Origin of the sequence: Streptococcus oralis (assembly GCF_023110055.1) — a bacterium.
In the GTDB taxonomy this organism is placed as follows: Bacteria; Bacillota; Bacilli; order Lactobacillales; family Streptococcaceae; genus Streptococcus; species Streptococcus oralis_BY.
In genome coordinates, this window is record NZ_JALDVG010000001.1 from 1095985 (window position 1) to 1119838 (window position 23854).

22 protein-coding genes and 1 pseudogene are annotated in these 23854 nt (G+C 45.3%); 2 read left to right on the forward strand and 21 right to left on the reverse strand.

All coding sequences use genetic code 11. The features are described 5' to 3' along the window. Positions 1 to 443: 443 nt before the first annotated feature. From rsfS to M1G01_RS05285, 8 genes are all read right to left on the reverse strand, one after another. The gene (rsfS, locus tag M1G01_RS05250; RefSeq protein WP_033583417.1) at positions 444 to 797 is read right to left on the reverse strand and encodes a ribosome silencing factor; all 354 of its coding nucleotides are present in this window, start codon (positions 795 to 797) and stop codon (positions 444 to 446) included. Then, entirely contained in the window at positions 798 to 1391 is a 594-nt protein-coding gene (yqeK, locus tag M1G01_RS05255; RefSeq protein ID WP_247931325.1) for a bis(5'-nucleosyl)-tetraphosphatase (symmetrical) YqeK, read from the reverse strand. Continuing rightward, positions 1391 to 2020, reverse strand: coding sequence for a nicotinate-nucleotide adenylyltransferase (locus M1G01_RS05260; RefSeq protein ID WP_000963715.1), 630 nt, complete (start codon positions 2018 to 2020; stop codon positions 1391 to 1393). Before M1G01_RS05260 ends, yqeK begins: the two co-directional genes overlap by 1 nt. Before the next feature lie 50 nt (positions 2021 to 2070). Next, positions 2071 to 2382, reverse strand: coding sequence for a ribosome assembly RNA-binding protein YhbY (gene yhbY / locus M1G01_RS05265; RefSeq protein WP_000060171.1), 312 nt, complete (start codon positions 2380 to 2382; stop codon positions 2071 to 2073). A 213-nt stretch (positions 2383 to 2595) separates the two neighbouring features. Further along, the gene (gene yqeH, locus M1G01_RS05270; protein ID WP_000391169.1) at positions 2596 to 3702 is read right to left on the reverse strand and encodes a ribosome biogenesis GTPase YqeH; all 1107 of its coding nucleotides are present in this window, start codon (positions 3700 to 3702) and stop codon (positions 2596 to 2598) included. A 2-nt stretch (positions 3703 to 3704) separates the two neighbouring features. Next, the gene (locus M1G01_RS05275; RefSeq protein WP_247931326.1) at positions 3705 to 4232 is read right to left on the reverse strand and encodes a YqeG family HAD IIIA-type phosphatase; all 528 of its coding nucleotides are present in this window, start codon (positions 4230 to 4232) and stop codon (positions 3705 to 3707) included. Between the two features lie 17 nt (positions 4233 to 4249). Next, entirely contained in the window at positions 4250 to 5158 is a 909-nt protein-coding gene (locus M1G01_RS05280) for a magnesium transporter CorA family protein (RefSeq protein WP_000899715.1), read from the reverse strand. Between the two features lie 57 nt (positions 5159 to 5215). Continuing rightward, positions 5216 to 5776: a mechanosensitive ion channel family protein gene (locus M1G01_RS05285; protein WP_001150569.1), complete on the reverse strand. Its 561-nt coding sequence runs from the start codon at positions 5774 to 5776 to the stop codon at positions 5216 to 5218. A 149-nt stretch (positions 5777 to 5925) separates the two neighbouring features. Here M1G01_RS05285 and sstT point away from each other — a divergent pair, with 149 nt between their 5' ends. Next, positions 5926 to 7137, forward strand: coding sequence for a serine/threonine transporter SstT (gene sstT / locus M1G01_RS05290; RefSeq protein WP_084937355.1), 1212 nt, complete (start codon positions 5926 to 5928; stop codon positions 7135 to 7137). Positions 7138 to 7186: 49 nt separating this feature from the next. Beyond that, positions 7187 to 8140, forward strand: coding sequence for an aromatic acid exporter family protein (locus M1G01_RS05295; RefSeq protein WP_247931327.1), 954 nt, complete (start codon positions 7187 to 7189; stop codon positions 8138 to 8140). A gap of 258 nt (positions 8141 to 8398) precedes the next feature. Here the strand turns inward: M1G01_RS05295 and M1G01_RS05300 are convergent. The 13 genes and pseudogenes from M1G01_RS05300 to M1G01_RS05360 form a co-directional block, all read right to left on the reverse strand. Continuing rightward, a pseudogene (locus M1G01_RS05300) lies at positions 8399 to 8482 on the reverse strand (TIGR01741 family protein); the annotation flags it as partial. Positions 8483 to 8548: 66 nt separating this feature from the next. Continuing rightward, positions 8549 to 8773 (reverse strand): accessory Sec system protein Asp5, encoded by a 225-nt coding sequence (asp5, locus tag M1G01_RS05305; RefSeq protein ID WP_025169030.1) that lies wholly within the window; start codon positions 8771 to 8773, stop codon positions 8549 to 8551. Between the two features lie 2 nt (positions 8774 to 8775). Then, a complete protein-coding gene (asp4, locus tag M1G01_RS05310) occupies positions 8776 to 8955 on the reverse strand; it encodes an accessory Sec system protein Asp4 (protein WP_033583412.1) in 180 nt (59 codons plus the stop codon). Next, positions 8948 to 10294, reverse strand: a complete 1347-nt coding sequence (gene gtfB, locus M1G01_RS05315; RefSeq protein ID WP_247931328.1) for an accessory Sec system glycosylation chaperone GtfB — start codon at positions 10292 to 10294, stop codon at positions 8948 to 8950. Before gtfB ends, asp4 begins: the two co-directional genes overlap by 8 nt. Then, a complete protein-coding gene (gene gtfA / locus M1G01_RS05320; RefSeq protein ID WP_247931329.1) occupies positions 10278 to 11798 on the reverse strand; it encodes an accessory Sec system glycosyltransferase GtfA in 1521 nt (506 codons plus the stop codon). The genes gtfB and gtfA overlap by 17 nt, the downstream gene beginning before the upstream one ends. Before the next feature lie 12 nt (positions 11799 to 11810). Beyond that, a complete protein-coding gene (gene secA2, locus M1G01_RS05325; protein ID WP_247931330.1) occupies positions 11811 to 14183 on the reverse strand; it encodes an accessory Sec system translocase SecA2 in 2373 nt (790 codons plus the stop codon). Next, positions 14176 to 14616: an accessory Sec system protein Asp3 gene (gene asp3, locus M1G01_RS05330; RefSeq protein ID WP_084860244.1), complete on the reverse strand. Its 441-nt coding sequence runs from the start codon at positions 14614 to 14616 to the stop codon at positions 14176 to 14178. Before asp3 ends, secA2 begins: the two co-directional genes overlap by 8 nt. Beyond that, the gene (asp2, locus tag M1G01_RS05335) at positions 14613 to 16142 is read right to left on the reverse strand and encodes an accessory Sec system protein Asp2 (protein ID WP_247931331.1); all 1530 of its coding nucleotides are present in this window, start codon (positions 16140 to 16142) and stop codon (positions 14613 to 14615) included. The genes asp3 and asp2 overlap by 4 nt, the downstream gene beginning before the upstream one ends. Beyond that, entirely contained in the window at positions 16126 to 17706 is a 1581-nt protein-coding gene (gene asp1, locus M1G01_RS05340; protein WP_247931332.1) for an accessory Sec system protein Asp1, read from the reverse strand. Before asp1 ends, asp2 begins: the two co-directional genes overlap by 17 nt. Positions 17707 to 17715: 9 nt before the next feature. After that, positions 17716 to 18933 (reverse strand): accessory Sec system protein translocase subunit SecY2, encoded by a 1218-nt coding sequence (gene secY2 / locus M1G01_RS05345; RefSeq protein ID WP_247931333.1) that lies wholly within the window; start codon positions 18931 to 18933, stop codon positions 17716 to 17718. Between the two features lie 85 nt (positions 18934 to 19018). Beyond that, positions 19019 to 20248: a glycosyltransferase gene (locus M1G01_RS05350; RefSeq protein ID WP_247931334.1), complete on the reverse strand. Its 1230-nt coding sequence runs from the start codon at positions 20246 to 20248 to the stop codon at positions 19019 to 19021. Positions 20249 to 20263: 15 nt separating this feature from the next. Beyond that, on the reverse strand, positions 20264 to 21490 hold the full coding sequence (locus tag M1G01_RS05355) for a glycosyltransferase (protein ID WP_247931335.1): 1227 nt from the start codon (positions 21488 to 21490) through the stop codon (positions 20264 to 20266). Positions 21491 to 21709: 219 nt separating this feature from the next. Further along, on the reverse strand, positions 21710 to 23854 hold a 2145-nt coding region (locus M1G01_RS05360; RefSeq protein ID WP_247931336.1), incomplete at its 5' end, for an LPXTG cell wall anchor domain-containing protein.

Below are 23854 nucleotides of genomic sequence, written 5' to 3' on the forward strand. Positions count from 1 at the left end.
TACAAAGAGCGTTAAAAGCAAGGAGAAAATAGGAAACTTTCTGCTGTATCGTCAGATACAAAGGAAGTTTATCTTTTTCTCGCAGCTTTTAGCTCGTGTTCAGTTTCGAGATGAACAAAACACGACGCCCTTTACCTTTCTATCCATTTTTTCTAAAATAAGCAAATAAAACCCAGTTGACTGCAACTGAGTTCGATTAAAGACAAAGTCTTTTTAAGACTTTCCTTAGGTGATTTCGGACGTCTGCGACCTTCTTCGAAGTTCCAAGACTTAGTTTTGAGCCTAAGATCTCAAAACTCCCGAGTTCTTGAAACATTAATATTTCAAGAACTTTTATCACAACGGAAAGTCTCGGCAATCTCTCACTTCTTACTCAAAATAAGAATAATCTCAATACATTGTCGAATTTCAAAGTAATTTCCATCCGAAGTTCAAGTCATCTTCTACGCCAAAGCTTCAGATAAATCTACTGACTCTGCCTCATGCCATAGTTTTTCTAGGTTATAGTGGGCACGCATTTCTTCTGAGAAGATATGCACAACAACACCGCCGAGGTCTAGTAAAACCCAGCCTCCAGCTGCATCTCCTTCGACATGACTGCCTTTAAAGCCAGCTTCAGCTACTTTTTCACGGATATTATCTGCGATAGCGTCCAACTGACGGCTATTCATCGAGCTCGTGATGACAAAGTAGTCCGTCACGCTGGTCAAATCTTGTACGTCAAGTGCGAGGATATCCTCCGCACGTTTCTCATCAGCCGCTTTCACGACTAGTTCTAGTAATTCTTTTTCGTTCATTTAGTCCTCTTTCAAATAGTGCACAAAGGCGTTATAGGTTTCAAGGGTTTGGGGATAGATGGGGAATCCCTGATGAGCTAAATGCTCCACGGTACGAGCTGTTTCGTAGGCCACTGCCTTATTGAGCGATAGCTCAGCAATTTCACGCGCCACATCCACACCTGGAAAGGCGCGGTTATGCTCGATATAATCTGCAACGTAGACAACCTTGTCTAGGTCTGTCATCTGACCAGCACCGACTGTATGGATTTCAATAGCTCGCAGGATTTCTGAATCATGCAAATCCAAATCTTCCTGAATCTTGTAGATACCAACCATGCCATGCCAGACATTATTGCCCCAGTTTTTGAGGTCAGGGTCTAGCTGATAATGGTCAATCAAGTCTAGAAATTCCTGATCTGACAGCTTTTTAGCATAATCATGAAGAAGGCCTGCTAGACCAGCTTTCTCGGCATCGACTCCAAATCGTTTCGCAAGTTCTATGGCTGCACGCTCTACACCCAGACAATGGGTTAAGCGTTTTTCAGGCAGAAGCTCTGCCATTTTTTTCAACAAAGCCTCGCGGGAGCAGTTGATATAGTCTTGGTATGCCATCAGTAAAGCCCCTCCTTCTCGATGTAGTCTAGCACTGGCTGAGGTAGGAGAAAGTTAGGTTTCCGACCTTGGGCAATGAAGTCACGCACCATGCTGGACGAGATGTCCATGAGAGGCACATCCACCCAGATAACTGGATAGGAAGTCCCTGCCTTGTAGCGTGGACGCTGAACCCCTACAAACTGAACCATGTCGACCAGCTCATCAATTCGGTACCACTTAGGCAGATAGTCCACCATATCAGCCCCGATAATGAAGTAATAATCCGTATCTGGATGTTGCTCTGTCAAAATCTTCATGGTGTCGTAGGTGTAGGAAATGCCCTTACGCTCTAACTCAATGGTTTCAATGTCCAGACCTTCAATCCCCTCAATCGCCAACTCAAGCATCTTGAGCCGATGGTGCTCGGGAATGGTTTCCTTTTTATCTACATGAGGTGGTTGGTATTCGGGCATAAGCAGGACCTGATCTAGTCCCAACTGTTGTCGTACTTGGTCCGCCACAACAAGATGGGCATTGTGAACAGGGTTAAAATTTCCGCCTAAAATCCCGACTTGTTTGCGTTTTTTCTCCTTGATTTCTGGCTCCAACTCTACCTTGGTAAAGGGAGTCAATAATTCGATTGCCATAGGCTCGTCTTCCTTTAATTCTCTGTATAAACAGTTGTTTGGAGTAGGTTTTAGATTTCTTTGACTTTCTTGGAAATCTTGCGATTTTCTTTCTTGCTAGATTGTTTATACAAAATCAAGATGCGTCCGATTTTTTGGACCGTATCCACACCGATTTCTTCTTCCAAGATTTCAGCTACTTCGTGGATGTTTTCATCTGTGTTTTGCAAGAGCGTAACTTTAATCAATTCGCGAGCGTCAAGAGCTTGACGGACGCTGGTTTTGATTTGGTCGTTGAGACCATTTTTCCCGATTTGGATGATGGGTTTGAGGGTGTGTGCCTGGCTGTTGAGGAAGGCACGTTGTTTTGATGTTAATGACATAATTTCTTAAAAAGAGTTTCTTTTAATACTTTTCTGAAGTGGTGACGGACGTCAGCAAAGTCCTTCGGACTTTCATGACTAAAATTTGAGCCTAAGGTCTCAAATTTTCCGCAGTTGGTACAACTCCTTGTACCAACTGACACCACGGCGAAAAGTATTCGTTATGGGCTCGCAGAGCTCGCCCTAATCCAGACAACTCTTTCCTTTCTGTGTTTAAATGATTGCTTTGCGTGTGACGACGGCGACGCCTTCTGGTGCCCAGACGGCGACTTTGGCGGTGCCTGTTACGCGGATCCAGCCGAGTCCTGAGATGACTAGGTCTGTCTTGTCCTTGATGGTAAATACATGTTGGACTAGTTTTGGAAAATCTTCTTTTTCTTTGCTATTTGGTGGTGTGAGAAGAGTTCCCAGATGCTTGTCATAAAAGGCACTAGCGCCTTCTAGCTTGGTACGGTGGAGTTTGAGTTCATTGTCAAAGAAGGCTGTGAATCCTTGCTTTTCTCCTGATATGAAGTCAAAGCGTCCGAGACCACCTAGAAACAGGGTTTGTTCAGGGTTAAGCTGATAGGTTTTTGGCTTGATTTCCTTTTTAGGGCTGACATACTTGAGGTTTTTAGCCGTCAAGTAGTGGGCCATCTGGTGGCGGTGGATAATCCCCGGTGTATCGTAGATATAAGACCCGTCGTCAAGCGGGATCTCAATCTTGTCCAAGGTTGTCCCTGGAAAGCGTGAAGTCGTAATGACATTCTGATCACCCGTTATTTCTTGAATAATGGAATTGATGAGGGTTGACTTTCCAACGTTGGTTACCCCAACTACGTAGACATCGCGGCCCTTACGATAATGCTCAATCTTATCAATGACTTCTTTGATGGCATGCTTGTTTTGGGCTGAAGTCAGGACAACATCTACTGGACGAAGCCCTTCTTCGTGGGCACGTTCCATGAGCCACTGACTAATCTTGCTTGGCTTAACTGACTTGGGCAGGATATCTTTTTTATTTCCCACCAAGAGGACATCATTGCCCGATACAAAACGTGGTAAGCCTGGGATGACAGAGCCATTAAAGTCAAAGATATCAATGACATTGACCACCAAGGCATCACTGTCTCCCACCTCGTGCAAGAGTTTGAGAAAATCATCGTCTGTCAACTGGACATCCGTGATTTCATTGTAGTGACGGAGGCGGAAACAACGTTGGCAATAGACTTCGCCAGTCTCCAAACCTTTTTCAAGTGCCGACTGGGGGGTAAAGCCAAGTCCAGCCTTGTCTGTCGTCTGAATGGCTGCTCCACAACCAATACAGAGAATTTCTTCCATAGTTAGATTCCTTTTTTATATGTAATCGATCCGTACTTTTCAGTGATTTTTCGCATGACACGGCGCTCGCGAACTCGGTTAATCTGCGTTTTGATAGAGTCATGTTGGACCAAGGGCTTGACCAAGATCGAGCGAATACCTGCACGGTGAGCTGCTCGTATATCCGTCATAAGTTGGTCGCCGACCATGACCACTTCATTTTTCTCATAGTGGAATTCCTTCATGGCACGGTCAATCCCAAAAGTGAAAGGCTTCAAGGCCCAATAAACGTAATCAATCCCAAACTTTTCAACTGCTCGTTGAACTCGTTTTTTGGTGTTATTTGAGACCACGATGATGCGAATGCCCGCGTCACGGAGATCATGTAGCCATTGCTTCATCTCTGGCGTCCCATCAGGGTTGTTCCAAGCAATGAGGGTATTATCCAGATCGACCAAAACAGCCTTGATTCCCTGCGCTTGCAGGCTTGGGACTGTCAGATCATAAACTGCTTCCACAGCAAAATCTGGCATATAATTTTCAATCGCCATTCTGGCTCCTTTTCTTTTTAATTTCTAGCAATATTCTTTAAATATTGGGCTAAGACTACCCATAAAATGAGACTAGCTATCAAAATATAAATCCAAGCATTTGGTTCATCTGCAAACGGTAAGGGAACATTCATTCCGAAGAATCCTGTAATAACCGCAAGGATAGCTAGCAAGACTGAGATAATTGTCAAAGTTGTCAAATTATCATTTAGATTATTATTCAGGATGTTGTTGTAAGAGGCTGAGAGTTGTTGCAAAACTTGAGAAATCAAGTCTGTCATCGAAACCAACTGGTGCGCTTCAATCATGGCATCGTCAAACTGCTCTCTTTCTACCTCATTAAAATTGCGATAAAGAGCATGCCCTTGGATGTGTTCCAAGAGGAGACGATTTTGTTTGGCAGCAGCTGTCAGGTAAACCATACCAGTTTCCAAGTCAGAGAGGGCAAAAAGATTCTTTTTAGTTGTTTTTTGACGAAGAAGTGCACTGATTTCATCCTTACTTTTATCCATCTCTTCAATAACTGGATAATAAGCATTGCTTATAATCTCTAAACTGGCAAAAAGAAATTTGTAGATTGAAACAACTTCATGGCTTTCAAGATAGGTTGCCATACGTTTAATCACATAACTATTCTTGTGATTGCTAATTGTGATCAGCCGTTGTTTTTCAACGATAAAGGTCATCGGAATCGCTTCATAATATTCTTTGTCTTTTTCTAAATCAAGAACATTATAAATGAAGGTGACCGTTCCCGTTTCACGGTGATAGTCCATGTGGGCACGCTCATTTCTATCCAGAGCATACTCGATAGTTTCTTTGTCCAATCCATAGACATCCGAAAGGTCTTCCATGTTTTTAATCTTGTCTACATCAAGGTCTATCCACGTACAATCGTGACCTAATTTTTTCTCTACAAATAGCATACTCTCTCCTTTACCAAACTCCTTCTATTGTACCACAAATCTGCTAAAATAGCCGGCCTATTCAGTACGAGATAGATTGCTGACGACGGTGATATTACGATTTGGAACAAAGTGAAGGGCTTGATCGTCACCTCGCAGTTGAGTTGTACGGATCCCTACGCTAACGACCTTTCCAGAAACGGTAATCGGTCCATTTGTGAGAACCACTTCATCGCCCACATCAAGCTGGCGTTCAAAGAGGATGAAAAAGCCATTGATGACATCGGATAGAAAGCCTTGCGCCCCCATACCAATGGCCACCCCGGCAATCCCCGCACCAGCAAGGAGGCTAGAAACTGGCAAACCTAAAATAGACAGGATACAGTAGAGCAGAAAGAAATAAAGAATGTAGTTAAAGACATTCTCCAGCAAACGGGAGATAGTCTTTTGTCTTCCTGCATCTCGATTGGAAAATTTAAGCGAGGGCTTGACAATCTTTCGTACAGTTGCATGAAGCATCTTTTTAGCTATATAAAATAGTAAAAACAAAATCAAAAGAGAAATCACCTTGGTCAAGAGATTCTCTAATATGGTTGTTAAATCAAGTTTATCAAAATAGCGTTGAAAAAAATCTTGCATATAAAACTCCTTTTCCCTATTATACCATAAAATCGCCCTTCTCTTTTCTTTCATAATTATTCAATTATCGGCCCTATTTTCAAAATATCACTTGCCTATATAGCATATTTATACTATAATTATAAACAATACATTTGAAGGAGACTGCTATGAAACGAATCATTAGAGCCTGGACCAAGGCAAGCCTCATCAAACGAATCCTTATTGGAATGATCTTGGGAGCTACATTAGGGATGCTCTTTCCAAACCTTACAGGAATTGGCCTGCTTGGAGATCTCTTTGTAGGCGGACTGAAAGCCATCGCTCCTATTTTGGTTTTTGCCCTTGTTGCCAATGCCCTTTCCCAACACCAAAAGGGACAAAACACCAATATGAAGACTGTTATTTTCCTATACTTGCTCGGAACCTTTGCTGCTGCATTGGTAGCCGTTCTAGCTAGTTTCTTACTGCCTGTGCAAATCACCCTGACCAGCGCAAATACAGAAGTTGCTGCTCCTGACGGTATCGGTCAAGTCCTCAGCAACCTCTTGCTCAAACTAGTGGACAATCCCTTGAATGCCATTGTTGAAGCCAACTATATCGGAATTCTCTCTTGGGCAGTCATCTTTGGCCTGGCTATGAGAGAGGCAAGTAAACACAGCAAAGAATTACTGAAAACCATGGCAGATGTCACCTCTAAAATCGTGGAATGGATTATCAACCTAGCTCCCTTTGGGATTTTAGGCTTGGTTTTCAAGACTATCTCTGACAAGGGCATTGCCAGTTTGGCTAACTACGGTGTCCTCCTAGGACTTTTGATTGCTACTATGGCCTTTGTCGCTCTCATCATCAACCCGCTCATCGCCTTTCTCTTTATGAGGAAAAACCCCTATCCCCTTGTTTTGAAATGCCTACGTGTCAGTGGTATTACAGCCTTTTTCACTCGTAGCTCTGCTGCAAATATCCCTGTCAATATGAAACTCTGCCAAGACTTGGGACTGAATCCTGACACCTACTCTGTCTCCATCCCGCTTGGTTCGACTATCAATATGGCTGGCGCTGCTGTTACCATAAATATCCTGACCCTGGCTGCCGTCAACACACTCGGAATCTCGGTAGACTTTGGGACAGCATTTGTGCTCAGTGTCGTGGCTGCCATTTCTGCCTGCGGTGCCTCTGGAATCGCTGGGGGATCCCTTCTCCTCATTCCTGTAGCTTGTAGCCTCTTTGGGATTTCCAACGACTTAGCTATGCAGGTTGTCGGAGTCGGTTTTGTGATTGGGGTCGTGCAAGACTCCTGCGAAACAGCCCTGAACTCTTCAACAGATGTCCTCTTTACAGCGGTTGCCGAGTATGCTACAAACCGAAAACTTCGCCCCTAGTCTCTGACTCCTCGTTAAACACTTGATTCTATTAGTTTAGGAAATTTTCATGTCCCTCACTCAACGTACGACAAAACTGATCTTAGCGACCTGTCTCGCTTGTTTTCTCGCTTATTTTTTAGATTTATCATCAGCAGTTTCAGCTGGAATTATCGCTCTCTTAAGCCTCTCCGACACGCGCAGAAGCACGCTGAAATTAGCACGTAACCGCCTCTTTTCCATGCTCCTAGCGCTCGCTATCGGTGTTCTAGCCTTTCAGCTGACAGGCTTTCACATCTGGAGCCTAGGCCTCTATCTGGCTCTCTATGTCCCTCTTGCCTATAAAATGGGCTGGGAAATCGGCATCACCCCTAGCAGTGTCTTGGTCAGTCATCTCTTGGTACAGGAGTCTACTTCTCCAGATCTCTTACTCAATGAAGTCCTCCTCTTTCTCATCGGGACAAGCTTTGCTCTATTGGTCAACCTTTATATGCCCTCTCGTGAAAAAGCCATCCAAAGCTACCACCTTCAGGTCGAAGAAAAGTTAAAAGACATCCTGCTTCGCTTTAAATACTATCTGTCAAGAGGAGACGGGCGAAATCAAGCCCAACTCGTTGACCAATTAGATAAGCTCCTCGATGAAGCTCTCAAACTAGTCTACTTGGATCACTCGGACCATCTCTTTCACCAAACGGACTACCATATCCACTACTTTGAGATGAGACAGCGACAAAGTCGCATCCTGCGAAATATGGCCCAGCAGATCAATACCTGCCATCTGGCCGCAAGTGAAAGTTTGATCTTGGCCCAGATCTTTTCGAAGATTGCTGCCCAGTTAAGCCAGACCAATCCTGCTCATGACCTACTTGATGACATCGAACGCTATCTGCAAGTCTTCCGCAATCGGAGTCTCCCGAAAACACGCGAGGAGTTTGAAACCCGTGCTACCCTCCTGCAGCTACTACGCGAAGCCGAAACCTTTATCCAAGTCAAGGTCGATTTTTACCAAAAATATGGAAACTAGAACGCAAAGAACCTCAGAGAATTCCTCTGAGGTTCTTTTGTTTTGCATTTGGAAGGAAAGTTTATTTAACCATTGCCCTTGGAATCATCAAAACAGGGATATCTTCTGTAGAACCTGAATCCCTATCACGACTAGCCGTATTTAAAATTTCACAGACTCTTTCAACAGTTAGATTTACTTTTATAACAATCCAAGCTAGAAGACTTTATATTGTCCACCCGCATATCCGCAAGGAATGTAGCCTGCTTGGTAGAAGGGATACAAGTCATCCCACTCAACTGGGATCATATCGTTGGCTTGATGCACGATTTCGATAATTTTTTCATTAATCTGTTGTTCCATATTTCCCTCCGGTTTAGATGTATTTTCCCGTCTCTAGTATCCTTTATCTGTGAATGGTACCGCTTCTTACTGATAGGTCACCATCATAAAAACGAGGAGCAAGACAAACAAGGCTAGGCTAATCAATAGGGTCACCATTTTTACCAAGCGCTTGTTCTGCCAGTAGCCTGGTTTTCCGATATTGCTGGTCGCATCCATGGAAAAGAGTTGGCTTTGGCGAGGTTGGATGAGAACCAGGACAATCAAGGCGATGGCTAGGATTATTCCTACAATCATCAAAACTTCCATCATTTTCACCTCAAGATTCCTAATAATGTAAAGATCAGGGTAAGAAGGATGAGCATTCCGAGTAAAATGGAGAAGGTTTTACTGATCTTTTCTCCTCGGGTAGGCTTTTCTTTCTTAAGCGCTCCTTGCTTTAACTCTTCCATGCGTCCTTCGACATCCTTGTAAAATAAATCTTTTTTAGTCATGTCCTTCCCCTATTATCCTTTCCATCCTCTCTTGGTAAGTAGCCAAGTTCACATAGTTGGCATGACGACCTTGATGTCCAAGGGCTTGGCCCATCTTGTCAAGACTGCTGAGAGCTTCTTGAATCTTCGCAATCATGTCTCCAACAGCCTGCACATCAAAGAGGTGTTCTGGAGCTGTGTAAGGTCTGTTATGAGCTGTCTGATCAAAGGCTAGGATAAGCATATTGTGCTCGAAGGCTTGACGGACAGCATCCAAAAGCTCGTTTCCGTAATTGATATCTAGATAGAGATCCGACAGCTGGTAGAGTTCTCGAATCTTTTGCGGACTGGCGTTTTGATAGAGAACGACATTGGGATAGGAAAGCAAGGTCAGCAACTTGGACGACATTTCAGTCACTGCCGCGATTCGGAAGGTCACCATTGGCAAGGACTCAATCAGGGTTTCGATATGTTCGATCTGATCTGAGTTGGTAACGATCAAGGCATCTGGCCGAACGAAATTTTCTCTTTTGAACTGATAATGATAACCTAGATGGACAAACTTGTCATGATAGGCTGGATTGGTCAAGACCAAGGCCTGTTCATAGGTAGCCTTATCTGGTATGAGGATCTGCTTGGCTCTCAGCCCCTCTTGCTCCAAGAACAGCTGCATATTTCCAGGAAGACAATCATCTAGCGGTTCTTGCCAGACTAAGATATCCTGTCCAGTCTTGTCTGGATAATGGTATGAGACCAAGAAAGAGGTAGCTAGAGTGTTAAAGAGAAGGTGGCGAGTGTCGATTCCCAAATCTTGCAAAAAGAAGATCGTGAACTCCACTCGATTTTTAAAATGGCGCAGGGCTTGTCCGGGCAAGGTTAGGAGGATATCGCCTGTCACATGATTTTCTAGGACAATTTCTTGTCCCCTTGCATCCTGATACTTGGTCAGGATAGCCTGTCCATCCACACTATAAGTGGTCTTGGCAAAGCAGACTCCGTATCGGTTATAATGGTCTGCTTGGTAGATGCGACCGGATAGGTCCTTCCAGTCGACTTGCTTGACCAAACGGGCCTGAGGAGCATCCACATAGTGAATCACGCCCCTCTCCCGAGAATCCTCTAGGATATGCGCAAACTGGTTATTGCCCGCAATCTCCCAAAACTCAGGTACGGCTACTTGGTTGAAATAAAGAGCTTTTCCCGACTCGTAACCTAAATAGTAGGTAAAGGGAGAAAGAATCCCATCTGGGAGAAAGCCATCTGGCTCGATCACAACCGTGACATGGGACAGACCAGCAACTTCTAGACTTTCATGTAAATCTCGGCTTTCCTGGCCATATCGATCAAATAGTTGAATCATGCAGGACCTCCTCTATCGTTTTCTTCCACTTGTCCCTTACCTTATCTGATAAAAATTCTCTCGCTAGGTCATAAGATGCTGTTCGCATAGCTGGCAAATGATTTTCCTGATAGAGCTGGCAGATTTTTTCTGCAAAGGCCCTTTTAATCGCCGTTTCAACATGGTCATCCGAACTTGGGATCAAGTAGCCATTTTGACCGTCCCTAATAAAGGTTTGGTTTCCATAAGGTACATCAAAACCAATCAAGGGCAAGCCTGACCCAACTGCCTCCATCAAGGTCAGACCAAATCCCTCACTGGTAGAGGCTGTCAGATAGACTTCATACTGGTGATAGATCTGAGATAGGTCTGCATGTCCCTTGAGCTGGATATAGTTTTCCGCCTGGTGAGCCATGATGATTTCCCTTAAAAGGGATTCTTCACCCCCACTGCCATAAATGTCAAAGGTGAGCTCTGGGAGGACTTGATGCGCTTGGATAACCGCCTTGACGAGCCAGTCGATGTGTTTTTCCTTAGCCAGACGCGAAGCAGTAATGAGAGAAAAGGGCTTGCGTTCCCTAGCAGGCTCGGTCAACTGATCTATGCTCCCTACAGGAATCGTGACGATTCGTGGACGATGCTGACTATACTGGGCAAATTGACCTTCGAGAACTTCCTTCTGCCGATCCGTGGATACGATAAAGCAGTCGACCTTGTCCGCATTTGTAAATTGATACTCATAGTAGTTATTCCAAAGGATATAGTCTCCGTTGCTAGCATTTTCACTATAGTGCTCTGCGTGAACGACAACTGCTAGATGGGCCTTTTGTGCTTCTTCAAAAACAGCCTGACCAATCCCAGTTTCCCTGTCCAAGATGACCAAATCAGACTTGCTCAAGTTCAAACTTTGCATAAAATAGCGCATAAAGGCTGGTTTTCCGTACAGAATCCGGTCCTTAAATCGATAGACCTCTTCCTGGCCTTCAGTCAGCAAGATATCGTAAGCAGTGCTGCCATCTTCATTGAAAAAGCTTCGTTGATAGAGCCTAGCCACCTGGTCTTTGGGCGCGAAATATTCTGTACAGTAACGCGTGTAGGAGAAATAATCCTTGCGAATCAAGTTCCCCCCAAACACATACTCTGCATGCTGCACCAGATTCTTAGCCGAGTCTACCAAGTAGCAGGTCACAAACTTATCCTCATCTGAAAAGTAGACGCGCAAGACTTTGCCATCTTGCTCCCTATGACTCTCAAGGCCACCAAAAGAGGCCAAGACTTCGTCAACTGTAACACTGGTCGGTGCTAGCCTGATATCTGTAAAATGATTGTAAAGCCAGATTACCTGATCATCCGCAAAGCCGATATTGGCCGTTAAATGCTGGATATTGTCTGCTAAAATCAAGTCGATAAAGATAAACTTAGATGCTAGGTCTAAACTTCTAAAAATCCCTGCTCGGTAAGCCTGGGCATACTCGACACCACTGCTCGCCCAACCGATTCCTAGATTTATATTGTAAATTGTCATATGATCCTCTTTTTATGGAAAATGGGTGAGAATCTCACCTTTGGGCGTTACTTCCACAATCCCCATGAGAAGATTGCGTACCATATCTGTACGGATTTGTTGCTTCATGGTTTCAAAGCCAGCATAGGCCTCCTGATAGTACTCTACGATAGGGTTCTTTTGAGAAGCAGACTGGCTCCCGATTGCTAGACTGAGCTGTTGGAGATAGTCGACTTGCTCAACCCAGTTGTCATCAATAGCCTTGAGCATGGATATTCTCAGAAAAGAATCATAGAGCTGGTGAGGTTGGAGAACTTCCTTTTTAGCTGCGATTTCCTTGGATATTATTTTCTCTAGTAACTCCCGAATCTGATCTGCATCAGCAAAATCCAGATCAGCCGGCAATTCTCTCATCCCAAAGCTAATATTGGTCACGATGAAGTGAAAGAGTTCTTGGGGGCTGCTATAGGCTTTTTCTGAGATTTGTTTGGTATAGTCTGCCAGTATATCCTCAAGGATATGCTCTAGATCACGGCTTCCATCCAGCAAACGATCTCTTTCTTGGTAGACCATCTGACGCTGGATATTGACGCTTTCCGCATACTCTAAGGTTTGTCTGCGAGCTGAGCGACTGGCACTATCACTAGCCTCTTGAGCTTTTCTGACGAGATTGCGGTACTTGCGAGCCTTGAGTAGAATGGGATTGCTACTATCTTCGACTTGGTAGTCTTGATACAGGTCGTGAACCCAAGATGGCCCGAACTTTTTGATCACATCATCTTCAAGCGACACGAAAAATTGTGACATACCTGGATCGCCCTGGCGGCCAGAACGACCTCTGATTTGCAGGTCAATCCGTCGGCTCTCCATCCGCTCGGTACCAATCACAATCAAACCGCCCAATTCTGCGACTCCTGGACCGAGTTTGATATCTGTCCCTCGACCTGCCATAGAAGTCGCAACTGTCACTGCCCCCATCTGTCCAGACTCTGCGATGATCTGGGCTTCACGCGCCGCATGATTGGCATTGAGGACATTGTGGGAAATCCCCTCTCGCAAGAGCAAGGACGAATAAAGCTGGGACATTTCTACAGATCCGACAAAGATCAGGAGAGGATTGCCTTTGGCGTGATAGGTCTTGATAGCATCGAGAGAAGCATAGACTTTCTCAGGGAGGGTCACATAGAGATTGTCCGGATGGTCAATCCGCCTAAGTGGGCGATTGGTCGGGATGCGAATGACAGCCATATGGTAGGTTTCGAAAAATTCTTTCTCTGCCACCTTTCCCGTTCCTGTCATACCTGAGATTTTGCGAAACATTTTAAAGAGACTCTGGTAGGTGATTGAAGCCATGGCTCTGGTTTCAGGAGAGAGCTTCACATGTTCCTTGGCTTCGATGGCTTGATGGAGACCTCCTTGAAGTTTGGTCATTTCCATCAGGCGACCTGTTCCCTTGTCTAACAAGACCATTTCTTGACCTCGAACCAGGTAGTCCTTGTCCTTGGTAAAGAGCGTATGAGCTCTGAGAGCATAGACTAGATGCCGAACATAACTGGCGTACTCTTCCTTGTAGAGATGATCAATTCCTAAGAAAGCTTCAACCGTCTGGGCCCCCTTTCGGGTTAACCAAACCTGGTCTTTTTCTTCCTTGTAGATGTAGTCCTCTCCCTCAACCAAGGTCGTCACTAGGGTATCAATCATCCCATAATAGTTAGACTGGACACGGGGAGAACCTGCGATAATCAAGGGAGTTTGGGCACTATCGAGTAGAATGTCATCGATCTCATCAATGATGACATAGTTAAAGGGAGGCAGGAATTTCCCCTCACGAGTGGAGGCAAGATTGTCATTGAGATAGTCAAAGCCCAGTACACTATTGGTCGTGTAGACGATATCTGAGGTGTAGATCTTTCTTTTCTCTTCGGCAGTCAAGTCCTCCTTTGGATCCTCTGAAAAGGGCAGTCCAACAGTTAAACCTAAAAATTGGTAGACTGGACCCATTTCACTTGCGTCCCGTCTAGCCAGATAGTCATTAGTCGTGACCAGCATGCTGCCCTTTCCCGTTAGGGCATTGAGGTAGAGGGGCATGGTTGCAGTCAAGGTCTTGCCTTCACCCGTATTCATCTCAGCCACATTTCCTTGGTGGATTACAATGGCTCCCATGACTTGCACATCATAGGGAAAGAGACCCAAGACCCGTTTATCGGCCTCACGAACAAGGGCATAGGCTTCTACCAATAGCTCATCCAAGGTTGCTCCCTGAGCAAGGCGCTGGCGAAACTCCTCTGTCTTTGTAGCCATTTCCTCATCACGGAGAGCTGCCATCTCTTCTTTGAGGGCGTTGATTTGGCTTAAAAGTTTCTTGACCTTTCTCAGTTGTCTTTCTTGATACAAACGATTAAACAACAGCATCCTCCTTAATAGAAAACGAAACAAAGTCAAGAGCCTCAAAACCTGCACTAATCAAGGAAAGGCGATAGGTGTAGGCCGTTTCAGGATAGGTGAAGCTAAAGGAAAATTGTCTTTCAATCTTCTCCTCGATAATTTCTTCATAACGGTTTAAAAAGGTCAGTTTGAGATAGAGGCCATTGGCCGGTTGAACCTGCATCTTCATAGATAGACGGTAGATGTAATTTTTCTTGAGAAGAGGGAGGCTAGGTTGACTTCTAGTAGCCTGGTAGTTGACACTAGAATACCAGGTTTTAAGGGTTTCACCTGAAGCCAGCAAAGGGTTTTTCAGTGTAACATGACCGTCCGCATGATAGGTGATCTGGCTCCCGTAAAGATAAGTGGCTCCCATCTCGCCCCACCTAATATCCTCTCTCTTGATGATAATCATGTCTCACCTCTTCCGTATTCTTCTAGTATCATCTTATAAAAATGAATAAACCAGGCAACGTTTGTTCCTGTGTCATCGTTGTGTCGACCTGCTGTCCCTTTTGACAAAACCTTAGCTCCTGTCTGGCAAAGAGTCTCCACTAGCTGGTCATAGGCACCACTATCCATATCCTCGTCCTTCATGTAAGAAAGACCAAAGGTCGTCTGGGAAAAATCAGCTTGTTTAAATCGGGTCCAAAAACGTTGGTCCAAGTCCTTCATGTCTTTCTGGCTCACTCCTCCAGTCTGAAGGTGCAAGACATCAAAGCTAGTCGGAAAGACTCCTGGCGCCTCTAGTCGGCCCCGCTGTGCGATGGTTCCTAGATTGGTCAAGGGTTTTCCGACTACGATTCCTTTGGGTTCAAAGTAAGCCCCATAGTAGAGTGCTGGGAAGGTCCCCATTGACAGGCCAGATAGGATCAAGTCACTTCTATCCAAGCCTAGATAGTCTAGATAGTGTTGGATTTTTGCTTGTATGTTGGCTTCCAATTCCTCAGTTCCTAGGTAAAAGGCTCCCCCTTCTAATCGAGGGTCCGAAAAGAGGAGAAAGGGACATTGGAGATTCTTCATCATCCAGTAACCCTCAAAGCCTTCCGCCGGACGATAACCAGAGAAATAGACTGCTAGAGGAGGTTTGAAATCCCCCGGGTGAAAGAAATAGTTGATTTCCTCACGTTTTTTGTCATGCAGGATATTGCCTCCGAGAACAAACTTTCCAAACTGTTTCCGGCTCCAGCGTTGGTGGAGATTGCCGATGTTGACCTTTCCCTGGCCACGCGCTTCAAGAGAAATGCTCAGATAAGCATCATAGTCTTGCTCCACTATGATTGCTGAGGCAAAGTCTGCTTCCTCAAGGAGAATGTCCTGTCTAATCTCTGAAACGGATCCTGCTGGGATTTTTCGCAAACGCAGGCGCAATTCCACTGGTCCACTCTTTTCATATTCGAGCCAGAGTTCGATTGGCGAATGGGCTTGGACAGACTGATTATAGGCCCAAGAGGCTAGTTGCGTATAGTTTTTTCCAAAATCTCCTTCTAACTCCAGATGCTCAAATCCTTGATAGGAGACAGAGCCTTGAAAACTCGGTTGAATTCGTATCGTAGCTGGACTCAGCTTGTCTCCATAACCACCTTCAAAGAGGGAGGTGGAAAGGTCTCGAACAAAGCCCTGTCGGTCTGTTAGGTCCATCGCCTGCATGCAGTGCTGTTTGATGAGGTTCTGAATGTTTTTATCCTGACTTGCAAACTGTTCGGGATAGAAAACCGTATAGGGTTCCAAGCTAGATGCAAAAGGCAACAAATCTACTAGGTAAGCCCCATCCGTGAGAATGACAGCATGAAATTGCTCCAAGTCTTTCTCATCCATGATTTTCTGGATAGCAGACGGTGTGTTGGGAGGAACATGATGCCAGTCTAGTTGAGCTGGTAGGGCAAGCGTATCTTGCCAATCCTCTGGACCGATTTGCAAGATCTTATACTTCTTTTCCATGAGTCACCTCCTCCAACCACTTTTCTAGCTTGATCAGGAATTGCTCTCCAGTGTGTTCCTTTATCTTTTCGATGGAATGGATCAAAGCATCATTCCACACCTGCAGGCTATCGAGATAGTAATGGGCCGCTTGAGCAAAATCGGCAGTGTTTTCCAACAGATAGCCATTTTTTTTATGACTAACATACTCTGTTTTGACCTTGTTGATCTGAGGGATACCAGCACTAATCCCCGCTATCTGAGTATAGAGAAGAGGCTGACAGTTCAAATCGACAATCAAACGAACAAATTCCAGCTGCTTGATTAACTCCGATTCATCCTTCATATTGACAAACGAATAACGCATAGCCTGGTGGCGATTGTCCTCGAGCGGATTTTCAGCTCCTTGGTAATCAACTTCCTTCTCTAGTTCCTGGTTTTGAAACTGCTCTGAGACCATCTCAGCAACTCGTGTTTCCAGCTGCTTCATTTCTTCTTGACTAGCAGCAAAGGCTCCAAAGATCAGCTCCGTATCCTTGTTTTCAGAAAGGAAATGCAAGACCTGATAGAGAGCCTGGTCCTCTATCCCCTGCTCAAAGTCCAGTTGATAGTAGAGGATTGACTCCTTCCGAGTCTGACTCTTTCCCAGCTCCAAGCGGGTATCAAAAGGTGATAAATGACGAAACTTCATTGCTTGTTCTGAAAAGGCAGACTGAGCCAAGCGCAGGGTATCCTCCCTGTCAACCAGAACAAGGTCCACCTTAGGCAACAAATTCGCCAACTGAGGTAGTTGCTCTTGAGGATTTCGTCCGATAAAAAGACTGAGAACCTTGGTGGTTTGGTGAGGCAATCGTTCTAAAAGGAAAGAATTGTGCTGATCACAAGCAGGCAGAAAATAGGTCGCTCCTTCCTCAGGGAGTTGAGCTATTTTCTTCTCAAAAAACTCAGCAATCAATTCCCCCATATCTCGGTAAGCCTCTTTTTGGAAGCGAAAAGCAAAGATAGGATTGACTTCGATACGGCCCCCATCTTGTAAGTACTCTCTAAACTGCCACAGTCCCTTGGGATTGAGGTAGTCTTGGTAGAGAGCCTGACCCTCTTCGTAATAAATCACACTGGAAACCAGCCCCCGATCATCCATCAGGTAGTTGGCAGACAAGAGCCCATCTTCCTTGAAATACTGAATCGTACTGATAAAACCTTCAATCCCATGCTCCACCTGAGCATAGGGCTTGCCATCCTTCAATACCAGAATGGTAAAGGGACTGTAAACAAAGTCGCAATCCTCATCCCACTCAATATCTCTGAGCTGCAAGACCTGCGGTCGAATCTCGTGAAAATCCTGCAATTCATCAAATAAGGAATAAACCGGTGCTTCTAAAATACCTTGGCGATGGAGAAAATAGCGCAGATGAGGCTGATAGGACAAAAGGAGGACCTGTGCAGGGATCCCTTGGCGTTGCATCAATCGAATCTGATTGAAGGTGTCATCAAATTCTAGCTTAAAATGAGAAAAATACCAAGGTGTCAAATCGGCATGCCAGGGACGTTCCTTGCCATACCAGGATGGGATAAAGTAATACATCAAAACCTCCTAGAATAGTGGCTGATACCTTTCATTTAGTCTGAGCGCCTGCAATTCATCATGAATCGTAAAGAGCATACCACTCAAAATTAAAAAGAGTCCAGGAATCATGCTGACTTTTAACAAACTCTCATCCTTCAAGACAAACAAGATTGGAAGTCCAGCCAAGGTAACGTTAAAGACTGCACCTATCAGAGCAAATCGCAGAACCAAGCGATTAATAAAGCGACTGGTATCCTCGCCCGGATAGACTCCGTAGATGTAATCTCCTGATTGCTTCATCCGATCTGCGATCTGTTGACCACTCACATTGACAAAGGCAAAGGCAATGCTAAAGACAAAGAGGATAAGGATATAAGCATAGATCCACAAGGGTTTCCCCATCGCATACTGCTCCAGTAGGGCAGGGTAGAGCGGATTGCCCTTATCCAGATGTTGAAGCAAGAGCAAGAGATAAGAAGGCAAGCCCATGAGACTCATCACATACATATAAGGCATGCCACCTGCAGGATTGAGCATGATTTCCAGATAAGAATAGCGTTTAAAGCGAGAATGGAGTCCGATTTTATTGATAGGGATGCGGTGTCGCGCTCGGTAAAAGAGAACAACTAGATAGGTAAAGAGGACACCAAGCACTACCAATAGGAAAAGCAGCCAAGGAGAGATCTTATGAACTTGGACCGATTGGATGATGTCCTGAGGGAGTGAAGCCACCATACTCGCCAATAAAATGACGATTGGGCCTCCAACTCCGATAGACGCATTGATGTCAGACAGCCAAACTAAGAAGAAGGTCCCCGCAACCAAAAGGCTGGTATTGAGGAGAAAGACCAAGAAGGGATTGTAGGGAGCTTGGACAGGAAGGTTTGTAGTCAAGGCCAAGGCCTGAATCAAGGCAATCCCTAACGTCAAGTACATTTTCCGTCTATCCCGGACTTCTGAAGACACCGAGTTTAAGCCCAGTTTCTTTGAAAAGGAAAACATCTGCCACAAGATCATGGCTGACATCCAAGGTGAAAGCCCGATGGAAAAGAGAGAGAAGCTGCGAAGATTTCCACCAGTCAGAGCTACTGAAAAGTCCAAATAGGCTACGCCTCCTCCGAGAAAATCCCGACTATTGAGGTTAACAAAAGGAAGAGCCAGACGACTCCCGAGCACATAAATAAAGAGCAAAAACAAGGTGCACATCCCTTTTCTTACCGCTATCAATGAACGAAATACTTTCACTAGCTCCTCCTTTTCATTTTATCTTTCTGTCCTGTCACACGGGAACAATCTTGTCCTTCCATCTTAGAATTTTCAAATCTCTATCTCAGTTTTCGTGAGTTTTTTCGTCCAGATAAGCTGTCAGAGCCGCTACCATTTCTTCTGGTCTTTCTGCTGAGAAAATACCTGCATAGGCACTTTCAGGCAGTTCCCGCGACTGGGTATTGTCAAAAGTCAAGATCGGTTTCTCAAAGCGTGAAACATAGTCATAAACAATACTCAACTTGTCATCGTGGTTAATATCGAGGTAGACATCTGTCTGCTGGATCAGTTTCTCGACCAAGAGGGGGAAGGTGTTGGGATAGAGGGTCACATTTTCAAAACGTGACAAGAGCATGAGTTCAGGTGCCATCGTCGTATAGGCTGCGATGTAGAAATGCACCTCTGGCAAGGCTTGGACCAGATAGTCGATTTTCTCAAGATGCCAGGAGTTAGTCAAATTAACACAAGACATAACTGGCTGATAGACTGTGACTGGATAGTCAATTCCGGCCTGACGCCATTTTTCAGTAATGGCAGACCACTCCATCAGATGATAGTGCCACCAAACCTCACGCAAACGCCCAACCGAATGAGTGTTCCAAGGTTTGTCTTGGGATAGGAAGTGCAAGATGGCTGGCAAGGGCTCTAGGGGAATCTGGAAGATAAATTCATGTCCATGCGAGGCAGCCCCACTGTCAAAACCAATCTGGAAATTATAGTTCTGATCCAGATGAGCATAGCTGTCATGAAAGAGCATATTGAGGATGGACTGGTCTCCCTCACTCACATGTTGGTGTTCCCGCTCCGTCAACTCAACTAGCTCTTGTCTCACAGCTTCTGCCCGCCATTTTTTGTTATTGATCAAGAGTACACCTGCATTAAAACCAACCCCAACTCCGAAACAAGATGGCGCGGCAGCCAGGTAGTTTTCACCTAAGTCCATTTCAAAGAGGGGCGTCAGGTCAGCCGTTACTACCAAATCACTGTCCAAGTATAGAACCTTGTCCTCTTCGACAAAATCAGGGATAAAATAACGAGCAAAGGTCATGTGATTGATATGGGGCAGTTTGTTGCTCCAGTTCATCTGAAACTGGGCGCCAAGCATCTTGACATCCTCCAACTCACCGCCCATTTGCTCTACTATCGGTCTGAGAGTGCGGAACCACTCCTGGGGAATATCCTGATTAAAGATATAGACCTTGACATGGCTATTATGATAGCAGAGAGACTTGAGCGCTGTTTCAATCTGACGAATATAGGCATAATCTCCTGCGAGAACAATTGTTTTTTTCATTTAGTTTCCTTCAGTTCACAACGACTGCTTCTGTGATTCCAAAAGCGTGCGGATAGACTCGATCATTTGATCTACGGCTGCTGGTGAGTAAATATGACTGTAACCACTCGAGTCATGACTAGTGGTCTCAAAAGCAAATATAGGGATTTCTCTTTGTTGCACCTCTTGGATAATGTTTGCAATTTCATCCTCATGATTGATATCTAAGTAAAAGTCAATCTTTTCTAGAACTTTTTTGAAATTCATGGGATTAAAGTAAGGATAGAGGCGTACATTCAGATGCGATTGCAAGTTCATGATTTCCGGCGCAAAATTGGTATGAGCTAGGATAGAGAACTCTACATCGGGCAGTTCTTGGATTAGGTGTTCGATTCTCTCTATGTGACACGTATTGGTAAAAATTGCGGTCGCATACTGGGGAGCTTGAACTAAAGATGCCAATCCTTTATGGAAATCACATTTTTTCATGACAATATCAGACCACTCTAGTCCGTAGTAAAACCACCAGTCCTCCCTGAAACGGTTGAGGTTGATTTGATACCACGGCTTGTCCCCTGTATAATGAATAATCTGGGCTGTCTTCTCAACAGCAAGAGAATCCCTATACCAAGAATCCATCTGGTAATTTCGAGCCACTGTATCCATACCAACCATAAAATTATAGGTAGCTGGCAGCGGTTTCCAACGACCTTCAAAGAGGTGATTTAACACGCCCTGATCACCAAAAACTTGGTCATGCAGTTGGTCTGTCAAACTCAATAAGTGCTCCGTCACCTTTTCTTGACGCCAGAGAGCCACATTAATCAGCAAGACACCTGCATTAAAAGTGCTAGGAACTAGCGCATCTGCGACAGCAGCTACTGGCCAGTCTGCCATATCTTCTAAAAAGAGTTGATCTAGGTTTGATCTAACGATAATATCCGAATCCAGGTACAAGGCTAGGTCTTCGCTAACAAACTGAGGAATAAAATAACGAAAGAAAGTTGCATAACTTAGGTGGGCTAGTGGCAAACTATACTCTTTCAAACCTTGATGACTAATCTTGACATTGACGATTTTTGAGGCTAGAGGTTCTAAACGTCTCTCCATGAGCTGAAACCATTCTGATGGCAAATCATCATTGAAAACATAAAAAGTCACTGCTCGATTATGGGCGCAGATTGACTTGATTGTTGTCTCAATCTTGTCCATATAAGCATTATCACCACCGAGTACAATGGCTTTTTGAAGCTCTTTTTTCATTTCGTCTCCTTTTCTTTTCACATTCTTTTGGCTACTTTTCTACTACTATAGTTATGATTTTTTCGATGATTATCTCACCTTCCTATTATACCTTTTCCCCTAGTTTATTTCAAACTCAAAAGAGGATTTTCCCCTTCTCACATATAGAAAAAACCTTTGAAAAATCATGTTTTCAAAGGTTTTCCATTTTACTATTTATTCATTGATTTTTATATCTTATCAACGACTTTCTTGATCGTCATTCTGACTCTTCTTAGCAAGAAGACCGATACCTGTCACAGCTGCCAATGCTCCCAACAAAGCAGATGCTACCGAAGTCGACGCTCCTGTATTTGGCAAGACTTGTTTTGGCTTGCTTGAAGCGGATTGACCTTGGCTTGCAATGTTTACCATTGAGAGAGAGGTGCTTGTTGAAGTAGATGCCAGAGCACTTGCTGATGCAGAACTACTAATAGAATCTGAAGTCGAGAGACTAGTGCTAATCGACGTTGACTCGCTCACTGACATACTTGCTGAAATCGAAGCACTTTCTAGAGTCGATTCACTGGCGAACATGCTAGCTGAGAGTGATGCGCTCGTTGAAGTAGATTCGCTCACTGATGTACTTGCTGAGATCGAGGCACTTTCCAACGCTAACTCGTCTGCTAGCATACTTGCAGAAGTTGAAGTACTTGTTGAAGCGGATTGACTCGAACTTGCCGATACAGACTGACTTGAGCTTACTGAGGCGGACTGGCTGGCGCTCGCTGAGGCTGACTCACTTGCTCTTGCCGATGCTGACTGGCTTGAGCTGACTGAAGCGGATTGACTCGAGCTCAATGATGCAGACTGGCTCGAACTCACTGAAGCGGATTGACTCGAGCTTACTGAAGCGGATTCGCTTGAACTTACTGAGGCTGATTGGCTAGCGCTCGCTGAAGCAGATTGGCTCGAACTTACTGAAGTCGATTCGCTCGAACTTACAGATGCTGACTCACTTGCGCTCACTGATGCTGACTGACTCGAACTTGCAGACGCAGATTGACTTGAACTTACCGATGCAGATTCGCTTGAACTTACTGAGGCGGATTGACTGGCACTGGCTGAAGCGGATTCACTGGCGCTCAATGAAGCGGACTGGCTGGAGCTTGCCGACGCGGATTGGCTCGAGCTTGCAGATGCTGACTCACTTGCGCTCACTGACGCTGACTCACTCGCACTCACCGATGCGGACTGACTCGAACTTACCGATGCTGATTGGCTGGCACTCAATGAAGCTGACTGGCTCAAACTTACTGAAGCGGATTGACTCGAACTTACTGAGGCTGACTCACTTGCGCTTACGGATGCTGATTGGCTCGAACTTACTGAAGCGGATTCGCTGGCACTTACTGAAGCTGACTGACTCGAACTCGCTGAAGCTGACTGACTAGCACTTACTGAGGCGGATTGACTAGCACTCAATGATGCGGATTGGCTCGAGCTCGCTGAGGCGGATTGACTCGAACTTACTGAGGCGGATTGACTGGCACTCAATGATGCGTATTGGCTCGAACTTACTGAAGCGGATTCGCTTGAGCTTACGGACGCTGACTGGCTCGCACTCACTGAAGCTGATTGGCTAGCGCTCGTTGAGGCTGATTCGCTTGAACTTACTGAGGCTGATTGACTTGCGCTCGCTGAAGCTGATTGGCTCGAACTCACTGAAGCAGATTGGCTGGAGCTGACTGAGGCTGACTCACTCGTACTCAATGAAGCGGATTCGCTTGAGCTTGCAGACGCTGATTGGCTCGAACTTACTGAAGCGGATTCGCTTGAGCTGGCTGAAGCGGACTGGCTAGCACTTAATGATGCAGATTGGCTCGAACTTACTGAGGCGGACTGACTCGAGCTGACTGAGGCTGACTGGCTTGAGCTTGCTGACGCTGATTGACTGGCGCTCAATGAAGCGGACTGGCTAGCGCTCGCTGAGGCTGATTGACTCGAGCTAGCTGAAGCTGATTGACTTGAGCTGGCTGATGCTGACTGGCTAGCGCTCACTGAAGCTGACTGGCTCGAACTTACTGAAGCGGATTCGCTGGTGCTTGCTGAAGCAGATTCGCTGGAGCTCACCGAAGCAGACTGACTTGCGCTCGCTGAAGCTGATTGGCTAGCGCTCGCTGAGGCGGATTCGCTTGAACTTACTGAGGCGGATTGACTTGCGCTCGCTGAAGCGGATTGGCTCGAACTTGCCGACGCAGATTGACTAGAGCTTACTGAAGCTGATTGGCTCGCACTCACTGAAGTGGATTGGCTCGCACTCACTGAAGCGGATTGACTCGAGCTCACTGACGCTGATTGACTCGAGCTCGCTGATGCAGATTCACTTGCACTTACTGAGGCGGA

What these genes read in the sequence shown, in the direction of transcription:
- M1G01_RS05285 (WP_001150569.1), bottom strand. Translation starts at nt 5,776, where the DNA reads ATGCAAGATTTTTTTCAACGCTATTTTGATAAACTTGATTTAACAACC.
- asp3 (WP_084860244.1), bottom strand. Translation starts at nt 14,616, where the DNA reads ATGATTATCATCAAGAGAGAGGATATTAGGTGGGGCGAGATGGGAGCC.
- M1G01_RS05355 (WP_247931335.1), bottom strand. Translation starts at nt 21,490, where the DNA reads ATGAAAAAAGAGCTTCAAAAAGCCATTGTACTCGGTGGTGATAATGCT.
- rsfS (WP_033583417.1), bottom strand. Translation starts at nt 797, where the DNA reads ATGAACGAAAAAGAATTACTAGAACTAGTCGTGAAAGCGGCTGATGAG.
- asp1 (WP_247931332.1), bottom strand. Translation starts at nt 17,706, where the DNA reads ATGTATTACTTTATCCCATCCTGGTATGGCAAGGAACGTCCCTGGCAT.
- asp5 (WP_025169030.1), bottom strand. Translation starts at nt 8,773, where the DNA reads ATGATGGAAGTTTTGATGATTGTAGGAATAATCCTAGCCATCGCCTTG.
- asp4 (WP_033583412.1), bottom strand. Translation starts at nt 8,955, where the DNA reads ATGACTAAAAAAGATTTATTTTACAAGGATGTCGAAGGACGCATGGAA.
- M1G01_RS05275 (WP_247931326.1), bottom strand. Translation starts at nt 4,232, where the DNA reads ATGGCGATTGAAAATTATATGCCAGATTTTGCTGTGGAAGCAGTTTAT.
- M1G01_RS05280 (WP_000899715.1), bottom strand. Translation starts at nt 5,158, where the DNA reads ATGCTATTTGTAGAGAAAAAATTAGGTCACGATTGTACGTGGATAGAC.
- gtfA (WP_247931329.1), bottom strand. Translation starts at nt 11,798, where the DNA reads ATGACAATTTACAATATAAATCTAGGAATCGGTTGGGCGAGCAGTGGT.
- gtfB (WP_247931328.1), bottom strand. Translation starts at nt 10,294, where the DNA reads ATGATTCAACTATTTGATCGATATGGCCAGGAAAGCCGAGATTTACAT.
- M1G01_RS05260 (WP_000963715.1), bottom strand. Translation starts at nt 2,020, where the DNA reads ATGGCAATCGAATTATTGACTCCCTTTACCAAGGTAGAGTTGGAGCCA.
- M1G01_RS05295 (WP_247931327.1), top strand. Translation starts at nt 7,187, where the DNA reads ATGTCCCTCACTCAACGTACGACAAAACTGATCTTAGCGACCTGTCTC.
- yqeH (WP_000391169.1), bottom strand. Translation starts at nt 3,702, where the DNA reads ATGGAAGAAATTCTCTGTATTGGTTGTGGAGCAGCCATTCAGACGACA.
- yqeK (WP_247931325.1), bottom strand. Translation starts at nt 1,391, where the DNA reads ATGGCATACCAAGACTATATCAACTGCTCCCGCGAGGCTTTGTTGAAA.
- M1G01_RS05350 (WP_247931334.1), bottom strand. Translation starts at nt 20,248, where the DNA reads ATGAAAAAAACAATTGTTCTCGCAGGAGATTATGCCTATATTCGTCAG.
- yhbY (WP_000060171.1), bottom strand. Translation starts at nt 2,382, where the DNA reads ATGTCATTAACATCAAAACAACGTGCCTTCCTCAACAGCCAGGCACAC.
- asp2 (WP_247931331.1), bottom strand. Translation starts at nt 16,142, where the DNA reads ATGGAAAAGAAGTATAAGATCTTGCAAATCGGTCCAGAGGATTGGCAA.
- sstT (WP_084937355.1), top strand. Translation starts at nt 5,926, where the DNA reads ATGAAACGAATCATTAGAGCCTGGACCAAGGCAAGCCTCATCAAACGA.